Origin of the sequence: Streptomyces sp. NBC_00388 (genome assembly GCF_036061255.1) — a bacterium.
Lineage (GTDB): Bacteria > Actinomycetota > Actinomycetes > Streptomycetales > Streptomycetaceae > Streptomyces.
This window is the reverse complement of the sequence record NZ_CP107948.1, coordinates 6,448,440-6,467,773: the sequence shown is the minus strand read 5'-3', so window position 1 is coordinate 6,467,773 and position 19,334 is coordinate 6,448,440. Positions and strand designations below refer to the sequence as shown.

Sequence of the window (19,334 nt, the reverse complement as noted above, 5' to 3'; positions counted from 1 at the left end):
GGCGATGGTGATCATCTCTTCCGTACTACGACGAAGTCGGCGAGCGCGATGAGCTGCGCCCGCACCCTTTCCGGCATCTCGACCCCGGTGAGCGCGTCGATCGCGATCGCGTGCTGCCTGCGGGCCTCCTGCGAGGTCCACTCCCGGCCGCCCGCCTCCTCGATCAGAGCCGCCCGCGCGGCGAACTCCTCCTCGGAGAAGGTGTCGAAGTCGCTGCTCTTGGCGTCGGCGGCGAGCAGTTCGCCCAGCTTCTCCGACGCCGGGCCGCCGGCCGCGAGTGCCGCGACGACGGGCAGGGACTTCTTGCGCTGGCGCAGATCGCTCCAGGTCTGCTTTCCGGTGGCTTCCGGGTCGCCCCAGATGCCGAGCAGGTCATCGACGGCCTGGAAGGCCAGGCCGAGGTGGTAGCCGTACGCCTCCAGCGTGTCGGCCGTGCGGTCGTCGGCACCGCCGAGCACCGCGCCGATGGAGACGGCGCAGGCGAGCAGCGCCCCGGTCTTGTTGCCCTCCATCTCCAGGCACTCCTCGACGGTGACCCGTTCGCGGTGCTCGTAGGAGATGTCCTGGGCCTGACCGTCGATCAGTTTCCGGGTGGCGGTGGTCAGCCGGCGCGTGGCGCGGCCGGCCTCGACGGTGCCGAGCTCCAGCAGGATCTCGTTGGCCAGCGCGAAGAGCGCGTCGCCCACGAGGATCGCCTGGGCGGGCCCGTGCACCTTCCAGACGGTGTCCCGGTGGCGGCGCTGTTCGTCACCGTCCATCAGGTCGTCGTGCAGCAGCGAGAAGTTGTGCACGAGCTCCACGGCGACGGCGCCGGGGATCCCTGCCTCGGCCGCCGCTCCGGCGGCCTCCGCCGAGAGCAGTGCGAGCGCGGGACGTACGGCTTTGCCGCCGTCCCCGTCGGCGGGGCGCCCCTCGGCATCGATCCAGCCGAAGTGGTAGGCGGCGACCGTGTCCATGGGCGGTGCGAGCCGGTCAATGGCAGCGCGCAGCACCGGTGAGGACAGGGTCCGTCCGCGCTCCAGGAGCGCGACAATATCGACGGTGTCTGCGGCCGGGGTCACAGGCTCTCCTCTTGTTCCAGTAACAGTGCTCATGCCGCCTCCTGAAGCGGATGATCGTGGGTACGGCCGAGCGCGGCGAGCACGGTACCGGCGGCGCTGAGACCGCTGCGCACCGCGCCCTCCATGGTCGCGGGCCAGCCTGTGGCGGTCCACGCTCCGGCCAGGCCGAGACCGGGGATCCGGGTGCGGGCACCGGGACGGAGCCGTCCCACACCCGGGGCGGGCGCGAAGGTCGCGGTCCGCTCGCGGGTGACGAAGAAGTCGCGCACACCGGCGCCGCGGGCCGCGGGCAGCAGCCGCTCCAGCTCCGGGAGATAGCGCTCTCTGAGAACGGAGACGGGCTGGTCGATGTCGTCGTCGGCCGCGGACTGGGACAGGGCGATGTACTGACCGCCGCCCTGGAGTCCCGAGGCGTCCGTACGGTCGAAGACCCACTGGACCGGGGTGCCGAGCGCGGCGAAGAAGGGCTGCCGGAGCACCTTGCGCTCGTACACCACGTGCACGTTGAGGATCGGTGACATACCGATCTCCAGCAGCCCGGCCTGGTTGTCGAGCGCGCCGTCGGGCAGCAGTGCGTGGGCCTCGCGCTGCGGTACGGCGAGGACCACGGCGTCGGCCTCCAGCGTCCCGCCGTCCGTCTCCACCCGCCAGCTCCCGTCGGCCGTCCGCGCGGCACCCGTCACCCGGGTGCGCAGTTCGGTGCGGACTCCCGCCGCGTCGAGGGCCTTACGGGCGAGGGTGTGGTGCAGTTCGCCGAGCGGCACCCGGGCCCAGCCGATGTCGGCCGCGCCCGCTTCGGAGAGCAGGCCGGTCTTGAAGACCATCGCGGCGAGAGCCAGCGAGGCGTGCGGCGCTGTCGCGTTGAGCGTCGCGACGCCCACCAGGTCCCAGAGTGCCTCGATGGTGCGCTCGGACTGACCGTGCCCGCGCAGCCAGGTCGCGAAGTCGGTGTCGTCCAGGGCGGGGTCGGTGAGGTCGAGTCCTTTGAGCGCCAGTGCGGCCCGGCCGACGCTCGCCCGCTCGGCGAGCGAGAGGTGCGGGTACGTCGCGAGGCTCCTGGCGAGGTGCAGCGGGACGGGCAGCCCGCTGCGGCGCAGCCGGCCCAGCCGCGGGCCCGCCGCCGGCGCGATGTCGAGCACGGGCACGTCGAGCCGGTCCTGGAGCGGCGCGAGTGCGGTTCCGCCGATCCGGTCGAGGAGCCAGCGGTACGCGGTGCAGCAGCGAAGGTACACATGCTGGCCGTTGTCCACGGTCAGCTCTCCGCGCCGGAAGGAGAAGACGAGGCCGCCCAGCCGCGGACGGCCTTCGAGCAGGGTCACGCGTACGCCCGCGTCGGCGAGTTCGAGCGCGGCGGTGGTCCCGGCCAGCCCGCCGCCGACCACGACGGCGCGCGCCGCTTCGGCGGTCATACGCCCCCCTTCCGGAACCGGCCGCCCTGATGCGGGAGGCGGCTTGTCGGATGCAGGGACGCGTGATCTTCCCCGGAGGTTGAGTACCACTCGGACGGCAGTGGCGGAGCAGGTCTGTCGAGGGGCATCAGGCGCGCCTCCGGGCGCTCTGACGTGTGATGTTCCTGGCGTCGAGACCGGAGAGGCCGCGGACGGCGACATACGCCTTCTCCCGGCCGGGGAGGGAGACCCGGCCGCGCAGGACCGCCTCGGGGTCGCGCTCGATACGGTCGAGCAGGCGCCGGTAGATTCCGGCCATCGCGGCGACGCACGCGCCGCTGCGGCGGTCGAGGAAGGGCAGCAGCCGGTACCCCTCGGCGAACAGGCTGCGGGCCCTGCGGACCTCGAAGTGGACCAGCCCGGCGAAGTCGGAGCCCGCGGGCGGCGACGCGCTGTGGAAGCCGTCCGAGCAGCCGAACTTGGCGAGGTCCTCGGCGGGCAGATAGGTGCGGCCGTTGCCGGCGTCCTCCCGGACGTCCCGGAGGATATTGGTGAGCTGCAGGGCGAGGCCGAGCGTGTCGGCGTAGTGGGACGCCCGGTCGGCCGCGGCGGCACTCGCGGCGTTGCCGAAGACACCGAGCGAGAGCCGGCCGATGGCGCCCGCGACGCAACGGCAGTAGACCTCCAGGTCGTCCCAGGTCTCATAGGTCTCGCCGCGCACGTCCATCAGTACGCCGTCGATGAGTTCGTCCAGCCCGCCCAGCGGGATCGGGAACCGGCGTGCCGCGTCGCTCAGGGCCACCGCGACGGGATCGGTGTCGTCCTCGTCGAGGACGCCCTCACGGATCCGGTCGAGGAGGTCGCGTGTCGACTCCAGCCGCTCACGCTTGACTTCGGGTGCCAGCTCGCCGTCGCCGATGTCGTCGACACGCCGCGAGAAGGCGTAGAGCGCGGACATCGCCTGCCGCTTGTCGGCGGGCAGCAGCCTGATGCCGTACGCGAAATTACGCGCCTGCTGTCCTGTGACGGCCTCGCAGTACGTGTACGCGGCCATCACGGGCCCCGAAACCGGCGTTTGTCCCTCCACTGTCCGGCTCACCCCTCTCTACGCGTTCCTCGCAAGACGGCTGCCACTTCGCGCAGCAGGCCGAGCCTGGTGGGTTTGGGCGGTCCGGGAAGCACGTCGAATCCGGCAGAGGACACCGCCTGGAGAGCGGCGCTTCCGCCGGCCACGAATCCGGCGAGCAGCAGCTTGAGCCTGCCATGGACGCTACCCACCAGCGGGGCGCCTTCATTCAGCAGACCCCGGGCGCGTTCGGTCTCGTAGGCGATCAGTGCGCGCACCGAGGCGCCCGCGCTCGGTACCGCCAGATCCGCCTCCTGGACGTGAAACTCCTTCATGTCCTGGGCAGGCAGGTAGATACGGTCGCGGCCGAGGTCCTCGGCGACGTCCTGCAGGTGCTCGGCGATCTGCAGCGCCGTGCAGACGGCGTCGGAGCGGCGGATGCGCTCGGGGCTCGCCGTGCCCGTGATCTGGAGGACGAGACGGCCGACGGGGTTGGCCGAGAGCTCGCAGTAGGCGAGGAGGTCGTCGAAGGTCTCGTAGCGCCGGACCGTCTGATCCTGGCGGTTGGCCGCGATCAGCCCGAGGAACGGCTCAGGGGTGAGGGCGCAGCGGCGGACGGTCGTCCGCAGGGTGCGCAGGATGGGGTGGAGCGGCGGCTCACCCGGTCCCGCGAACACGCGGCGGAGGTCGGCCTCGAAAGCGTCGAGCATCGCGAGGCGGTCGTCGGCCTGCGCGGGTCCGAGGCCCAGGAGACGGGCCTCGGTGGCCGGTGACGCGAGGTCTCCGTCGCCGATGTCGTCGACGAGCCGGGCGTAGCCGTAGACCGCCATCAGGTCGTCGCGCCAGGCGCGCGGCAGGAAGAACGGCGCTACCGGGAAGTTCTCCCCTGAGGCCTTGTCCAGCGTGGTGCGAGCATGGTCGTCGGTGCCCGCGTCCCGGACGCCCGTCACCGCATGCTGCCAGGCGCGGGAACGGAACCATCGCGGAGCTGGGACACGTCCGTTGCCATTGCCGTCACATCTCCCGTTCTACACTGCTGACTCAATACAACCCATTTCGGACACGCCGCGCAGACCTTCAGGCAAGGCGACGCCGGGTTGGCGACGCAGGGTGAGAGCCCCGCTTGCCGTGAATCAGCACCGGTACAGCTTACGTTGTACAACGACTGACACGTCGGCGGGGTACAACGTGCATTACAAGAACACCTCAATCCCCTGCAACCTTCCCCGCAGGCACAGTACTTGACGATCACTTGACTCGCCGGGACCTGTGTGCAACGGGCCGTCACGGGCCTGAACACCCTGATCCGCCCGGCGTGTCGGGAGGCGCCGGGCAGCTGGGTGCCCCCACCGCTGCGGCCCCCGCCGGAAATTCCGGCGGGGGCCGCAGCGGTGATGCGGGAAGGGCGGTCCGGGACGCTACTTGCCCGTCTCCTTCTCGTACGCCTTGACGACCTCCTCGGTCGGGCCGTCCATCAGGAGTTCGCCCTTCTCCAGCCACAGGACGCGGTCGCAGGTGTCCCTGATCGACTTGTTGCTGTGGCTGACGAGGAAGACCGTGCCGGCCTCCTTGCGCAGCTCGCGGATGCGCTGTTCCGAACGGATCTGGAACTTGCGGTCGCCGGTGGCCAGCGCCTCGTCGATCATGAGGACGTCGTGGTTCTTGGCCGCCGCGATGGAGAACCTGAGCCTGGCCGCCATGCCGGACGAGTACGTACGCATCGGCAGGGTGATGAAGTCGCCCTTCTCGTTGATGCCGGAGAAGTCGACGATCCCCTGGTACCGCTCCCGGATCTCCTCGCGCGACATACCCATCGCCAGACCGCCGAGGATGACGTTGCGCTCGCCGGTCAGGTCGTTCATCAGCGCGGCGTTGACCCCGAGCAGGGAGGGCTGGCCGTCGGTGTAGACCTTGCCGCTCTCCGTCGGCAGCAGTCCGGCGATGGCCCGCAGCAGGGTGGACTTGCCTGACCCGTTGGAGCCGATGAGGCCGATGGCCTCGCCGCGGTAGGCCGTGAAGGTCACCCCGCGTACGGCGTGCACCTTGCGGACACCGCGCGCGGCGCTCTTGTCCCTGCCGACGATCCGGCTGAGCGCCGCGGTGGCCGCGCCCTTGCCGCCACCGCCGGCGTTCACGCGGTACACGATGTGCACATCGTCCGCGATGACCGTGGGGATGCGCTCCTGCATGATTTCCTCAGCCACGGCCGTACCGCTCCTCAGCCTTCCAGAAGTACACGAAGCCCACGAGGCCCAGCAGGACCGCCCAGGCCGCTGCCGCCGCCCACACATGGGGCGGCAGATTCTCGGCGCCGTACCCGTCGATCATGGAGAACCGGACCAGGTCCATGTAGACGGTGGCCGGATTCCACTGCAGCACATGCGCGATCCACGACGGTTTGCCCTTGAGCATCACCGAGATGGAGAACATCACGCCCGACGCGTACATCCACGTGCGCATCACGAACGGCATCAGCTGCGCGAGGTCCGGCGTTTTGCTCCCGAGCCTGGCCATGATCAGGGCGAGGCCCGTGTTGAACACGAACTGCAGCGCCAGGATGGGGATGACGAGCAGCCAGGACAGCGAGGGATAGCTGTGGAAGCAGACGGCGACCACGATCAGCACGATCATCGAGTACAGCAGCTGCTGGAGCTGCTGGAGCGCGAACGACACGGGCAGTGACGCCCGCGGGAAGTGCAGCGCCCTCACCAGACCGAGGTTGCCCGAGATCGCCCGGACCCCTGCCATCACCGAGCTCTGCGTGAAGGTGAAGACGAAGACCCCCGTCACCAGGAAGGGGATGAAGACGTCGTGCGACAACCCGCGCTTGGTGTTGAGGAGCAGGCCGAAGATGAAGTAGTAGACCGCCGCGTTGAGCAGCGGTGTCGCCACCTGCCAGACCTGGCCCAGCTTGGCCTGGCTGTACTGGGCCGACAGCTTCGCGGACGAGAAGGCCAGGATGAAGTGGCGGCGTCCCCAGATCTGGCGGACGTACTCCATGAGCCCAGGCCGGGCACCGCTCACCGACAGGCCGTACTTCCCGGCCAGCTCGGCCGAGGACAGACCGTCGTCGGGAGACGGGCGGTCGCTCAGTGCGACCGCACCGTCATGGGTTGTGTCACTCACAAGTTGAAACTTTCGTGTTCAAGATGCGCTGCCGGATCGGGGCCGGGCTCGGATGCCGGGTCCCGAAGTACGTCCGATGCTCTCAGAGAGCTTCTCAGATCACCGGAGGCCGGCCCAGTCGGGTCAGCCGCCAGACCGTACGCCATTTCATCGGCCGGCGTGGTCCGCAAGGAGTGGTCCACCCCTCCTTGAACCCGCCGAACCAGGCCTTGAGCGCGGCTCCCGAGGGGCGGCGGACCAGCGTGAGCAGCATCCACACCCCCAGGTAGACCGGCACCAGCGGTGCGGGCAGGTTCCGGCGGGCCAGCCAGACCCGGTTGCGGGCCACCATGCGGTGGTAGACCGCGTGCCGGGACGGGGCCGTGGTCGGGTGGTGGAGCACCATGTCGGACCGGTAGTCGATCATCCAGCCGGCGTCGAGGGCCCGCCATGCCAGGTCCGTCTCCTCGTGCGCGTAGAAGAACTCGCCGGGGAGCGGTCCGGCCTCGTCGATGACCTTGGTCCGTACGGCGTTGGCCCCGCCCAGGAAGGTCGTGACCCGCGAGGAGTGCATGGGGTCGGACGCGCGCAGCCGCGGAACGTGGCGGCGCGCGGTGACCCCGGTGTCCGGGTCGGCGATCCGGAAGCTGATGATGCCCAGCTCGGGGTCGGAGGCGAAGGCCTGCCGGCACAGCTCGGCGGTGTCGGTGTTCGGCAGCAGTCCGTCGTCGTCCAGGAAGAGCAGGATGTCGACGTCGGTGCCGGCCGGGCCGAAGGCCTCGATGCCGACGTTGCGGCCGCCGGGGATGCCCAGGTTCTCGGGCAGCTCGACGGTCCGTACGCCCGCGGGGACATCCGGCACGGGTGCGCCGTTGCCGACCACGACCGTCTCGACCGGGTCGCCGTCCTGCTTGGCGACGGAGTCCAGCAGCGCGCGCAGCTCGTCGGGGCGGTTGCCCATCGTGATGATGACCGCGCCGACCGTGAGGGAGCCGCCCACCGCGCCGGCCGTCACTTGAGCCTGCTGGAGGCGAGGATGGACACGAGATGGAGCACGCTCTGCAGGAGCGCGATGCCGGCCAGTACGGCGACGCCGAGCCGGGAGAAGAACAGGTCGCCCCTGATCTGGTCCGCTATCGCCAGGACCAGGACCAGCAGGGACGCCTCGATGCCGAGCACGAGCCGGTGGAACCTGAGCGCCCCGGCCGCCCTGCGGGCCAGCGCCATGCCGGAGGAGCGCGGCTCGGACGCCGTCTCCTTCACCGGCGGCAGTCCCTGCTGGTGACGGGCGACGCCGACCAGGTCGGTCTCGGACTTGATCATGACGGCGCCGAGGGCGGCGAGGGTGCCGAGGAAGGCCCACAGCCAGTCGATCCGCCCGGAGCCCCAGATGTCGGCCGCACGCAGGCCGAAGCCGACGAGGACCGCGGCGTCGAGCACATAGGCGGCCACCCGGTCCACGTAGACGCCGACCATCGAGTACTGCTTCTTCCAGCGCGCGACCTCACCGTCGACGCAGTCGAGAAGCAGATAGAGCTGAGCCATCAGCACACCGAGCACCGCGCCCCAGATCCCCGGTACGAGGAGGGCAGGGGCGGCGAAGGCGGCGGCAACGGTCATCACGTAGGTCAGCTGGTTGGGCGTGATCCGCGTGTTCACGAGGTGCCGGTCGATGCGCAGCGATACCTCGCGCATGTAGAGCCGGCCGCCCCAGTGCTCGCCACTCCGCCGGTCCTTGACGCCCGGAGGGTGGACGACCGGGCGGAGTTCAGCTACCGATGGCTTTTGCATAGTCGGCGTAAGCGTCCTTGATCTGGTCTGCGGACAGGTTGAGGTGTTCGAGGATCGTGAAGCGCCCGGGGCGCGTCTGCGGGGCGTACTCGACGGCCTGGACGAACTCGTCCACGCCGAAGCCCAGCTCCCCGGGCAGGACGGGCAGGCCGTGCCTGCGCAGGACGTCCGCGAAGAGCCCGGCCTCGTCGGCCGCGCCGCGCAGATGCATCGCGAAGGCCGCGCCGAGACCGACCTGCTCGCCGTGGCTGCCGGCGCGCTGGGGGAAGAGCAGGTCGAAGGCGTGGCAGATCTCGTGGCAGGCGCCGGACGAGGGCCTGGTGTCGCCGCTGATCGACATCGCGATGCCGGAGAGGACGAGACCTTCGGCGAGCACCGTGAGGAACTCGTCGTCGCCGACTGTGCCGGGATGGCGCAGTACGGCTTCGCCTGCCGTACGGGCCATGGCCGCGGCCAGTCCGTCGACGGCCTCGCCGGTGACCTTGTGCGAGAGCTCCCAGTCGGCGATGGCCGAGATGTTGGAGATCGCGTCGCCGATGCCGGAGCGGACGAAACGGGACGGCGCCTCACGGATCACGTCGAGGTCGATGACCATGGCGATCGGGGTCGGGACCCCGTAGGAGCCGCGGCCGTTGTCGTTGTCCAGCGTCGAGACCGGCGAGCAGAGGCCGTCGTGCGAGAGGTTCGTCGCGACGGCGACCATCGGCAGGCCCACCCGCGCGGCCGCGTACTTCGCCACGTCGATGATCTTGCCGCCGCCGAGGCCGACCACGGCGTCGTACCGCTTGCCCTTGATGTCGTCGGCGAGCTGTACGGCGGCGTCGAGGGTGCCCCCCGCCACCGAGTACCAGTCCGCCCCGGGCAGCACCGGCGCGAGCCGCTCGCGCAGTGCCTGGCCCGAGCCCGCGCTGACGGCCAGGGCCAGCTTGCCGGAGGCCGAGATCCGCTGATCGGCGAGGAGGCCCGCCAAGCCGTCGAGGGCGCCGCTGCCGATGTCGACGACGACCGGGGACGGGATGAGCCTCGTCAGTACTGGCACGCGATGCCACGGCCCTTCGCGAGGTCGTCGTGGTTGTCGATCTCCACCCAGGCGACGTCGCCGATCGGGGCCACGTCGATACGGAAGCCGCGGTTCACCAGCTCCTGGTAGCCGTCCTCGTAGTAGAGGTCCGGGTCCCGCTCGAAGGTCACCTTGAGCGCGTCCGCCAGCTCCCCGGCCGCCTCGGGCTCGATGAGGGTGACGCCGATGTACTCGCCGGTGGCAGTCGCCGGGTCCATCAGCTTGGTGATCCGGGTCACGGCGTCGGAGCCGTCCGTGATGACCTTCATCTCCTCGTCGGCGAGGTGCTTCACCGTGTCGAGGGCGAGCACGATCCGCCTGCCGTCGCCGCGCGCGGCGAGCAGCGTCCTCTCCACCGAGACGGGGTGCACGGTGTCTCCGTTGGCGAGGATCACGCCCTGCTTGAGCACGTCACGGGCGCACCAGAGGGAGTACGCGTTGTTCCACTCCTCGGCCTTGTCGTTGTCGATCAGCGTGATCGTGACGCCGTACCTGGCCTCGAACTCCGCCCGGCGCGCGTAAACGGCTTCCTTGCGGTAGCCGACCACGACGGCGACCTCGGTGAGTCCGACCTCGGCGAAGTTGCTCAGCGCGATGTCGAGAACGGTCGTCGGCTCGCCCTCCCCCTCGGGGCCGACGGGCACGAGGGCCTTGGGCAGCGTGTCGGTGTAGGGGCGCAGACGCCTGCCTGCGCCGGCCGCCAGTACGAGGCCGATCATGCGGGTTCTCCTTCGTCATGTACAGCGGGTGCTCCGGCGGACACCCAGAAGCGGATGCTCTCCGCGAGCACCACGATCGCCACGGCCACGGCGAGCACCGTGAGCGCGACAGCGAAGCCGTTGCCTGTGGTGTGCCCTGCCGTCAGTACGGCGGCGAGCACGGCCACCACGAGCGTCCGGCCGTCGTGGCCGCCGATCGTACGCACCAGCCACCGGGGGGGCGCGCCGGTGCCGCCCTTGATGCGGTACACCGTGTCGTAGTGATGGTAGGCGACGGCCGCGACCAGACCGAAGGCCGCGGGCAGCGCCTCGTGGACGTCGGAGCGGGCCGCGAGCGCGAGGACCGTGACGTACTCCGCCGCCCGGAAGACCGGGGGCACCAGCCAGTCGAGCGCGCCCTTGAGGGGGCGGGAGACGGCCACACCGGAGAGTACGCAGTACACGGCGGCGGCCGCGGCGGGCCACCAGCTGCCGACGGGCGCGAAGACCGACGCGGCCACCACGAGCGCTCCGCCCAGGAACGCGATCACCGGCAGCGCACCGCGCGGTCCCCTGAGGAACCGGGCGACGAGCTGGGCGAGCGGCCCGGAGTCGGCGAGGTCGGCCAGTGCCTGCGCCGCGCGGTCGGTGCGGGTGGCCCGGCGGGTCAGCGAGCGCAGGACCCGGCCGGCCGTGGTGTAGCAGGCGGCGAGGGCGCAGCCGACGAGGAGCGCGTAGAAGACGATCCGCGGGGTGGTCACCGCGGTGAGGACGGCGATCATCGCCCAGCGCTCACCGATCGGGAGCACGATCATGCGGCGCACCCACACCGTCCAGCCGACGCTGTCGAGCTTGTCGGAGAGGGCGGCGGTGGGGCTGTTGTTGCCGGTCGCGTCGTGATTGGCCTCGTTGAACGAGAAGTCCACTACATGGCGGCAGGTCTGGAGGACCATCGCGCCCAGGGCCAGCACCCAGATGTCGTCGCCGTTGCGGGCCGCGCCCAGGGCCAGCCCCGCGTAGTAGGCGTACTCCTTGGCCCGGTCGAAGGTCGCGTCGAGCCAGGCGCCGAGGGTCGAGTACTGGAGCGAGTAGCGGGCGAGCTGGCCGTCCGTGCAGTCGAGCACGAAGGAGCAGAGCAGCAGGACACCCGCCGCGACATAGCCGCCGCGGGTACCGGTCGCCGCGCAGGCCGCCGCTATGAGCGCGGTGATCAGCGAGGCGGTGGTGACCTGGTTCGGGGTCAGTCCGTGGCGGGCGCACCAGCGGGCGATGTACCGCGAGTAGGGGCTGATGCAGTACGTCGTGAAGAAGCCGTCGCGGGACTTCACGGCCGTACGGAGGCGGACGGCCTCGTCGTCGACGGCGGCGACGGCGGCCCTGGCCTCGTGGCGGCTCTGCGGGTCGTGCGGGATCTCGGCGACCAGGGTGCCCAGCTCGGGCCGGTGCACGGGGGTCCCGGCTCCGGCCAGCGCCGCGGCCAGGGCGTCGGGCCCCGGCCCGGCATCCGCCCGTACGCGGTCGAGGGCCGGGCGGGCCTCGGGCTGGACGGTGAGCGCGCCGGGGATGGCCGCCGCCGCGAAGCGGGGGTCGGTCAGCGCCAGGCGGAGCGAGTGCAGGTGACCGACGAAGCGGGTGTCGACCACCGCCACGCGCTCGTCGGCGGGTGCGGCGGTGAGCAGCTTCGCGGTCTCGGCCGCGTCGGCTGCGGTGCGTACGTCGAAGCCCAGCGACCTCAGATCGCCCTCCAGCGACGATCCGGGTACCGGCACACCGGCGAGGATGGCGGTCGACAGACGAACTCACTCCTTGGAGCTGGCGTGACACACGCGGAGACGGCCCGTTCCCGGCAGGGGCGGGCGGCATGTCGGCAGAGGCTATCGGATGGACCGAAGCAGGAGTTCACGGGCTGTTTACGTCCCGATCCGGCCGGGCATGACCCCGCGCCACCTGCCGCGGTCATCATGATCGATCGATGCCTCGCCCCACAAACCGCGGCCGGGTCCGCAGGCCGGGGAGGCCGCCGGTGGTGTCGATAGGGTGGCCGGTATGAGTTGGCTGATCACAGGCGGGGCGGGTTACATCGGGGCGCATGTGGCGCGGGCGATGGTGGAGGCCGGGGAGCGCGTGGTCGTCCTCGACGACCTGTCGAGCGGGATCGCCGAGCGCCTGCCGGCCGGGGTCGGGCTGGTGCGCGGCTCGGTGCTGGACCGCGGGCTCCTCGACGCGACGCTGGCCGGCCACGAGGTCACCGGTGTGGTGCACCTCGCGGGCCGGAAGCAGGTCGGGGAGTCCGTCGCACAACCGCTGGGCTACTACCGGGACAACGTGCACGGCCTGACCGTGGTCCTGGAGGCCGTGGTCGCCGCCGGGGTGCGGCGCTTCCTGTTCTCCTCGTCGGCCGCCGTCTACGGCGTCCCCGACGCGGAGCTGATCACCGAGTCGACCCCGTGCGCCCCGATCAATCCGTACGGCGAGACGAAGCTGGCCGGTGAGTGGCTGGTACGGGCGGCGGGCCGGGCCCACGGGCTCTCCACCGCCTGCCTGCGTTACTTCAATGTGGCGGGTGCGGCCGCGCCCGAGCTGGCCGACACCGGGGTCTTCAACGTCATCCCGATGTTCTTCGACCGGCTGACCCGCGGCGACGACCCGCGGATCTTCGGTGACGACTACGCCACACCCGACGGCACCTGCATCCGTGACTACATCCATGTCTCGGATCTCGCCGACGCCCACCTCGCGGTGGTCCGCAAGCTGTCCGCGGAGGGCGGTACGGGGGACCTCACGGTCAACGTCGGCCGCGGAGCGGGCGTGTCGGTACGCGAGCTGGCGGACCTCGTGGCCTCGGTCACCGGGCTGCCGATGACGCCCGTGGTCGAGCCGCGCCGTCCCGGCGACGCGGCGAAGGCCGTCGCGTCGGGCGAGCTGATCGCCAGGGAGCTCGGCTGGAAGGCCTCGCGCGGAGTCCGCGACATGGTCGAGTCGGCGTGGGCCGGCTGGTGCCTGCGACACCCCGGCGCGCGCCGCAAATGATCTCGCGCCCCGCGTTGACCTGCCATTATTTCTGCAGGTCAGCGTAGGTGACAATGGTGTTCGGTCTCGTGTTGCCCGATACCCCCGCCCGTAGTCGCTGACCTCTCGGACCGGCACGCTCACGATCGGGAGGCGCTCTCATGGGGGCAGGGCACGACCACGGGCACGCGCACGGCGGGCCACCGCCGACCGGGACCGCGGGCGCCGCTCACCGGGTGCGGCTGCGGATCGCGCTCTGCATCACGCTGACCGTGATGGCCGTGGAGATCGCCGGCGGCCTGCTGGCCGACTCACTGGCCCTGCTCGCGGACGCCACGCACATGGCCACGGACGCGCTGGGGCTGGCTCTGGCCCTGCTGGCGATCCACTTCGCCAACCGGCCGGCCGGCGAGAACCGCACCTTCGGCTACGCCAGGGCGGAGATCCTGGCGGCGCTCGCCAACTGCCTTCTGCTGCTGGGCGTGGGCGGTTACGTGCTGTACGAGGCGATCCAGCGGTTCATCACGCCCGCCGACACCGCGGGCGGCCTGACCATCGTCTTCGGCCTCATCGGGCTGGCCGCCAACATGATCTCGCTCTCCGTCCTGGTCCGGGGACAGCAGGAGAGCATCAATGTCCGAGGGGCGTATCTGGAGGTACTGGCAGACGCGCTCGGCTCGGTCGCCGTGCTGATCTCGGCGGCCCTGATCCTGACCACCGGCTGGCAGGCGGCCGACCCGGTGGCCTCGATCGTCATCGGCCTCATGATCGTCCCGCGGACGGTCAAGCTGTTGCGCGAGACACTCGACGTCCTGCTCGAAGCGGCCCCGAAGAACGTCGACATGGGCGAGGTCAGGACGCACATCCTGGGCCTTCCCGGAGTCGAGGACGTCCACGATCTGCATGCGTGGACCATCACTTCGGGGATGCCTGTCCTCTCCGCGCACGTGGTCGTCAGCCCCGGCACGCTGGACGCGACCGGACACGAGAAGATGCTCCACGATCTGCAGGGCTGTCTCGGCGACCACTTCGACGTCGCGCACTGCACCTTCCAGCTGGAGCCGGGCGGTCACGCGGAACACGAGGCGAAGCTCTGCCACTGAGCCCCCGCGGACCGCGCGTTGCCGTGTCCGGGGTGCACGGGTGGCCCGGATACACCCTGATACAACCGGGACGAGTAACTCCGCAGCATATGTTCTGCGCCCCGCGGACGGGGCCGGTTTCCCGGGGAACACAGAATTCTGATATTCCGGTCGGTGCCCCTGCCATGCAGTGTGGCGCCGGCACCGACACGTCCTGCGCTCCGAAGTGCGGACAAGCCGCTTTTGTACGGCAGACTGAGGAGCCGGTGACGCCCGATACGAAGGATGGTTATGTCGAACGGCGCAGCAGAAGCGATCATGCTCGAACTGGTCGATGAGAGCGGCAGGACCATCGGAACGGCGGAGAAGCTCGCCGCGCATCAGGCCCCCGGCCAGCTGCACCGGGCCTTCTCGGTGTTCCTCTTCGACGGGGCGGGGCGGCTGCTGATCCAGCGTCGGGCGCTCGGCAAGTACCACTCCCCCGGCGTGTGGTCCAACACCTGCTGCGGACACCCGTATCCGGGTGAATCCCCCTTCGCGGCCGCGGCCCGCCGCACCTACGAGGAGCTGGGCGTCTCGCCGACGCTGCTCGCCGAGGCCGGCACGGTGCGATACAACCACCCGGACCCCGACTCGGGCCTGGTGGAGCAGGAGTTCAACCATCTGTTCGTCGGACTTGCCCAGGCGGACCTGCGGCCGGACCCGGACGAGGTGGACGACACGGCGTTCGTCACCGCCGGCGAACTGGCCGAGCGGCACTCCTCCGCGCCGTTCTCCTCCTGGTTCATGACGGTGCTCGACGCCGCGCGCCCGGCGGTCAGAGAGCTGACGGGGCCGAACGGGGGCTGGTGACCGTGGGGGCGAGCGGCAGTGCGGACCAGATGACCTTGCCGCCGCTCGCCGTCTGTTCGACACCGCAGGTCCCGCCCGCCTCCGCGGTGATCTCCCGTACGAGCATCAGCCCGCGCCCTCCTGTCTGCCCCTGGTCCGCGTCCAGCGCCCGCGGGCGGTAGGGGTGGTTGTCCTCGACGGACACCCTGATCCAGGAAGCGCCGACGGCGACCTCCACCGCCACCTCGGGGGAGAGCAGCGCGGCATGGCGTACGGCGTTGGTGACGAGCTCGGAGACGATCAGCAGCAGTCCCTGCACCGTGTCGCCGCCGACCGGGACCTGCTGACGCGCCAGCAGGTCCCGTACGGCGTGCCGGGCCTGCGGTACGGAGACGTCGACCGACGGGGCAGTGAACCGCCAGACACCTTCGTAGGGCAGGGAGTCGGCCACCGCCGGGTCGGGCGGGCTGTTGCTCCCGCGGCTCTCCATATCCCGGCTCCCGCCCTCGCGCTCGATGGTGACCACGCAATGAGTGTTGGGAATGAGCTGGTCCGTACCGAGCAGCTGAACAGAAGTCAGCACTAATCGGCGCTATTCGATGAAATGCGACCGCCTCTGTTAAAAGCCTGTCTCATTCTGCTCTCCAATGGCAGTTTGACGAGACCGGCCTTGCGCCCCCTTGTCGATCACGTTCCGGGCCGCCCCGATAACATCCCGGCCATGGAGCCGCAGCTGCAGCACAGCGTCGCCGATGGGGTCGCCACCGTCGTGATCAGCCACACCGCCAAGCGCAATGCCATGACAGCGGCCATGTGGCGGTCCCTGCCGGTGCTCCTCGACCGGCTGGCGGCCGACGCCGGTGTCCGGGTACTGGTCCTGACGGGCGCCGGGAACACCTTCTGCGCCGGCGCCGACATATCGACACTGCGGGACCCCGGAGAAGATCCCCAGCTGCTCGCCGTCCGGGCCGAGGAGGCGCTCGCGGCCTTCCCCAAACCGACTCTCGCCGCCGTGCGCGGCCACTGCGTGGGCGGCGGCTGCCAGCTGGCGGCCGCCTGCGACCTGAGGTTCGCCGAGGAGGGGTCCCTCTTCGGAGTGACTCCGGCGAAGCTCGGCATCGTCTATCCGGCGGCGTCCACCGCACGGCTGGTCTCCCTGGTGGGTCCTGCGACCGCCAAGTACCTGTTGTTCTCGGCCGAATTGATCGGTACGGATCACGCGCTGCGGACCGGTCTGCTGGACGAGGTACTGCCCGTGGACATGCTCGGCCCGCGGGTCGCGGAGTTCAGCCGGGTACTGGTGTCCCGCTCGCAGCTGACGCAGACGGCGGCCAAGGAATTCGCCGCGGGCCGGGACGACCGGGGCGCGTACTGGCGGGCGGTGGCGCGGGACTCCGGCGACCCTGCGGAGGGGGTCGCGGCTTTCCTGGAGCGCCGGGAGCCCCGGTTCACCTGGACCCCGCGTCCCGGCGCCGTCCCGCGGGGCGCTACCGGAGGATAAAGCGGCTCCGCCCGCGCAGCTCCGCGACCAGATCGGCCGGGGCCTTCTGCGGCGACCCCGCGTCGTACGGCGGCTGCGGGTCGTACTCGGCGCCCAGCTGGACCGCCTGCGCATGCCGGTCCCCCGCGACCCGGCCGACCAGGGTGAGCCCCATGTCGATGCCGGACGAGACTCCGGCCGCGGTGATGAACTTGCCGTCGGTGACGACCCGTTCACCTGTCGGTTCTGCGCCGTACTCGGTCAGGCCGTCCAGCGCGAGCCAGTGGGACGTGGCCCGGCGGCCCCTGAGCAGGCCCGCCGCTGCCAGCAGCAGCGATCCGGTACAGACGGAAGTGGTCCAGGTGCTGGCCGCGTCGGCCGCGCGCAGCCAGCCGAGCAGGGTCTCGTTCTCCATCTGGGCCGTCTGTCCCGGACCGCCGGGCACCACGACGATGTCGGGGCGCGGCACCTCGTCGAGCGTCCGGTCCGCGACCAGGGCGAGGCTCCCGCTGTCGTTGCGTACCGGTCCGGTGTGCTCGGCGGCGAAGACGGTCTCGGCGCCCGGGATGTGGGAGAGCATTTCGTACGGGCCGACCGCGTCCAGCGCGGTGAAGCGGTCGAAGAGGACAATCACGATCTGCACGGGGATGCCTTTCAGAGGGGTTGCGGCGGGGAGGCGGCCGACGGGGTCGCCGAACGCGGGGCGGTCGGTGCGTGGAAGCGGCGTCGGTACTCGGCCGGGGCCGTGGCCAGCGCCTTCAGGAAGGCGCGGCGCATGGCCTCCGGTGTGCCGTAGCCGCAGGTGCGGGAGATCGCCGCGACCGGGTCCGCGGTGTCCTCAAGGAGCCGTCTGGCGTGTTCCAGCCGGACGCGTTCGACGTAGCGGCCCGGCGTGGTGCCGGTCTCGGCGCGGAAGGCGCGGGCGAAGTGGCGGGGCGACAGGCGGGCACGGTCCGCGAGGTTTTCGACCGACAGGTCGCCGCCCGGGTGCTCGCTGATCCACTGCTGGACATCGCGCAGCGGGTCGCGCCGGGCGGTCTGGGCGGCGAGCTGGACGCTGAACTGGGCCTGGTTTCCCGGGCGCCGGAGGAAGACGACGAGATGGCGGGCGATGGTGAGCGCGATGTCCCGGCCCAGATCCTCCTCGACCAGGGCGAGTGCCAGATCGATGCCCGCCGTGACTCCCGCGGAGGTGGCGAGCTTCCCGTCCCGCACGAAGATCGGCTCGGGGTCGACCTCCACGGCCGGGTAGGTGCGCGCCAGATGGTCGCAGACCGACCAGTGCGTGGTGGCCCGGTGGCCGTCCAGCAGGCCGGCCCCGGCGAGCAGCAGCGCACCGCTGCACACCGAGACGATGCGTTCGGCGCGCGGGGCGTGCTCACGCAGCCAGCCGGTCAGCCGGGGGTCGGGCTCACGGGTGCCCTGGCCGCCGGGCACCAGGAGGGTATGCGGGTCCCCGGCATCGGCAAGCGCGCCGTCCGGTACGAGGGTGAGGCCGCTCGACGTACGCACCGCGGAGCCGTCGAGCGAGGCCGTGCGCAGGGTGTAGGCATCCGGGTCGATCCGGCAGGCGCCCGCGAACACCTCCAGGGGGCCGGTCACGTCGAGGCTCTGCAGTCCGTCGAAGACGACGATCAGTAACGATCTCTGCGGCATACCGCTCATCATGGGCGGCGGGCGGCGGTGGCCGCAATGACGAATATCCCACCTTTCCTGCCATCCCTTTCCTCCCGTACCGACCAGTCGGTAACCTTCGGGCCATGACTTCGCTCCAGCCGCGTGCCGGCCGTCGCTGCCACAACTCCGTCAACCCGCTGCACTCGACGCTCTACTTCTCCCCCGACTTCACCGAGGAGCTCGCCGGGGTGGGCATCAAGGACGCGGGCGCCGCCTACTTCGCCGGGCGCGGCGCGGCCATGGGAGCCGTGGGCCCGGGCACCATCGCCGCCACGTTCTACAACTTCAGCCCCGAGCTGATCGCCCGCCACGTCCCCGCGGTGTGGGAGGCGGCCTCGCCGCAGACCGTGCTCGACGCCCGGCTGCGCGCCGCCGACTCGACACTGCGGCGGCTGCTCGGCGAGGACGCGCTGGCCTCGGACGAGATGGCCGAGGCCGCGCGCCTCGCGCTGCGCGCCGCGGAGGCCTGCACCCGCCACGCCCGGCCGCTGTACGCGGCCCACGCCGACCTGCCGGTCCCCGGGCAGCCGCACCTCGCCCTCTGGCACGCGGCGACGCTGCTGCGCGAGCACCGGGGCGACGGCCACCTCGCCGTGCTGCTCTCCGCCGGACTCGACCCGCTGGAGGCGCTGGTGAGCCACACCGCGACCGGCAAGGGCATGGCGCCGCGCTGGATCCTCGCCACGCGCGGGTGGCACAGGACCGACTGGGACGCCGCCGCCGAGCGGCTGCGCGGGCGCGGGCTGCTGGACGCGGACGGCGGACTCACCGACGCGGGGACGCAGCTGCGCCAGGACGTGGAGTCGGACACCGACCGCCTCGACATCGCCCCGTACGAGCACCTGGGCGCCGAGGGCGTGGAGCGCCTCACCGAGCTGGCGCGCGGCTTCCTCGCCACCGCGGCCGCCGCGGGCGCCTTCCCCGCCAGCCTCGGCGGCTGAGCCGGCGGGCGGGGCGTGATCCCCGCTCTGCCCGCGCCGCCTGCCACAATGCTGATGCACTGTTTCCCCGCACGGCGACGGCCCGGCCCCCACCGGCGGACCGTCCGCCCTGCGGGGTCCGGAGGGTGCTCCGGAGGAATGCGGC

The 19,334-nt window shown here is 71.1% G+C and carries 19 protein-coding genes; 5 read left to right on the top strand and 14 right to left on the bottom strand.

Annotated elements, in window-relative coordinates; genetic code table 11:
• Window positions 1–11 precede the first annotated feature (11 nt).
• The 11 genes from OG917_RS28775 to OG917_RS28725 form a co-directional block, all read right to left on the bottom strand.
• On the bottom strand, window positions 12–1,094 hold the full coding sequence (locus OG917_RS28775; protein ID WP_328321080.1) for a polyprenyl synthetase family protein: 1,083 nt from the start codon (window positions 1,092–1,094) through the stop codon (window positions 12–14).
• Entirely contained in the window at window positions 1,091–2,470 is a 1,380-nt protein-coding gene (gene hpnE / locus OG917_RS28770) for a hydroxysqualene dehydroxylase HpnE (RefSeq protein WP_328321078.1), read from the bottom strand. The genes OG917_RS28775 and hpnE overlap by 4 nt, the downstream gene beginning before the upstream one ends.
• Window positions 2,471–2,597: 127 nt before the next feature.
• Window positions 2,598–3,548 (bottom strand): presqualene diphosphate synthase HpnD, encoded by a 951-nt coding sequence (gene hpnD / locus OG917_RS28765; RefSeq protein ID WP_328321076.1) that lies wholly within the window; start codon window positions 3,546–3,548, stop codon window positions 2,598–2,600.
• The gene (gene hpnC, locus OG917_RS28760; protein WP_328321074.1) at window positions 3,545–4,465 is read right to left on the bottom strand and encodes a squalene synthase HpnC; all 921 of its coding nucleotides are present in this window, start codon (window positions 4,463–4,465) and stop codon (window positions 3,545–3,547) included. Before hpnC ends, hpnD begins: the two co-directional genes overlap by 4 nt.
• Before the next feature lie 468 nt (window positions 4,466–4,933).
• The gene (locus OG917_RS28755; protein ID WP_443059107.1) at window positions 4,934–5,704 is read right to left on the bottom strand and encodes an ABC transporter ATP-binding protein; all 771 of its coding nucleotides are present in this window, start codon (window positions 5,702–5,704) and stop codon (window positions 4,934–4,936) included.
• Between the two features lie 7 nt (window positions 5,705–5,711).
• A complete protein-coding gene (locus OG917_RS28750) occupies window positions 5,712–6,641 on the bottom strand; it encodes an ABC transporter permease (protein WP_328321070.1) in 930 nt (309 codons plus the stop codon).
• A gap of 94 nt (window positions 6,642–6,735) precedes the next feature.
• Window positions 6,736–7,581 (bottom strand): glycosyltransferase family 2 protein, encoded by an 846-nt coding sequence (locus OG917_RS28745; RefSeq protein WP_328322259.1) that lies wholly within the window; start codon window positions 7,579–7,581, stop codon window positions 6,736–6,738.
• A gap of 50 nt (window positions 7,582–7,631) precedes the next feature.
• Complete coding sequence (locus tag OG917_RS28740) at window positions 7,632–8,411, bottom strand: CDP-alcohol phosphatidyltransferase family protein (protein WP_328321068.1); 780 nt, start codon at window positions 8,409–8,411, stop codon at window positions 7,632–7,634.
• Window positions 8,389–9,450 (bottom strand): iron-containing alcohol dehydrogenase family protein, encoded by a 1,062-nt coding sequence (locus OG917_RS28735; protein ID WP_328321066.1) that lies wholly within the window; start codon window positions 9,448–9,450, stop codon window positions 8,389–8,391. The genes OG917_RS28740 and OG917_RS28735 overlap by 23 nt, the downstream gene beginning before the upstream one ends.
• Entirely contained in the window at window positions 9,438–10,190 is a 753-nt protein-coding gene (locus tag OG917_RS28730; RefSeq protein WP_328321064.1) for a phosphocholine cytidylyltransferase family protein, read from the bottom strand. Before OG917_RS28730 ends, OG917_RS28735 begins: the two co-directional genes overlap by 13 nt.
• Window positions 10,187–11,962: a DUF5941 domain-containing protein gene (locus tag OG917_RS28725; protein WP_328322257.1), complete on the bottom strand. Its 1,776-nt coding sequence runs from the start codon at window positions 11,960–11,962 to the stop codon at window positions 10,187–10,189. The genes OG917_RS28730 and OG917_RS28725 overlap by 4 nt, the downstream gene beginning before the upstream one ends.
• A gap of 253 nt (window positions 11,963–12,215) precedes the next feature.
• On the opposite strand from OG917_RS28725, the gene galE reads away from it, so the two are divergent.
• The 3 genes from galE to idi all read left to right on the top strand — a co-directional run bounded on the left by galE (window position 12,216) and on the right by idi (window position 15,112).
• Window positions 12,216–13,199 carry a UDP-glucose 4-epimerase GalE gene (gene galE, locus OG917_RS28720; protein WP_328321063.1) on the top strand — a complete coding sequence of 328 codons (984 nt, stop codon included), beginning with the start codon at window positions 12,216–12,218 and terminating at the stop codon, window positions 13,197–13,199.
• Between the two features lie 140 nt (window positions 13,200–13,339).
• Complete coding sequence (locus OG917_RS28715) at window positions 13,340–14,281, top strand: cation diffusion facilitator family transporter (RefSeq protein WP_328321061.1); 942 nt, start codon at window positions 13,340–13,342, stop codon at window positions 14,279–14,281.
• Window positions 14,282–14,551: 270 nt separating this feature from the next.
• Window positions 14,552–15,112, top strand: coding sequence for an isopentenyl-diphosphate Delta-isomerase (gene idi, locus OG917_RS28710; protein WP_328321059.1), 561 nt, complete (start codon window positions 14,552–14,554; stop codon window positions 15,110–15,112).
• On the opposite strand, the gene OG917_RS28705 is transcribed toward idi, so the two are convergent.
• Window positions 15,078–15,581, bottom strand: coding sequence for an ATP-binding protein (locus tag OG917_RS28705; RefSeq protein ID WP_328322255.1), 504 nt, complete (start codon window positions 15,579–15,581; stop codon window positions 15,078–15,080). The genes idi and OG917_RS28705 overlap by 35 nt on opposite strands.
• A gap of 231 nt (window positions 15,582–15,812) precedes the next feature.
• Between OG917_RS28705 and OG917_RS28700 the strand changes: the two genes are divergently transcribed.
• Window positions 15,813–16,592: an enoyl-CoA hydratase/isomerase family protein gene (locus OG917_RS28700; protein WP_328321057.1), complete on the top strand. Its 780-nt coding sequence runs from the start codon at window positions 15,813–15,815 to the stop codon at window positions 16,590–16,592.
• On the opposite strand, the gene OG917_RS28695 is transcribed toward OG917_RS28700, so the two are convergent.
• Together OG917_RS28695 and OG917_RS28690 are read right to left on the bottom strand one after the other, a co-directional pair.
• Complete coding sequence (locus OG917_RS28695; RefSeq protein ID WP_328321055.1) at window positions 16,579–17,214, bottom strand: DJ-1/PfpI family protein; 636 nt, start codon at window positions 17,212–17,214, stop codon at window positions 16,579–16,581. The genes OG917_RS28700 and OG917_RS28695 overlap by 14 nt on opposite strands.
• 11 nt (window positions 17,215–17,225) lie before the next feature.
• Window positions 17,226–18,227, bottom strand: a complete 1,002-nt coding sequence (locus OG917_RS28690) for a GlxA family transcriptional regulator (protein ID WP_328321053.1) — start codon at window positions 18,225–18,227, stop codon at window positions 17,226–17,228.
• A gap of 104 nt (window positions 18,228–18,331) precedes the next feature.
• Between OG917_RS28690 and OG917_RS28685 the strand changes: the two genes are divergently transcribed.
• On the top strand, window positions 18,332–19,189 hold the full coding sequence (locus OG917_RS28685; RefSeq protein ID WP_328321051.1) for an SCO6745 family protein: 858 nt from the start codon (window positions 18,332–18,334) through the stop codon (window positions 19,187–19,189).
• Window positions 19,190–19,334: the final 145 nt, after the last annotated feature.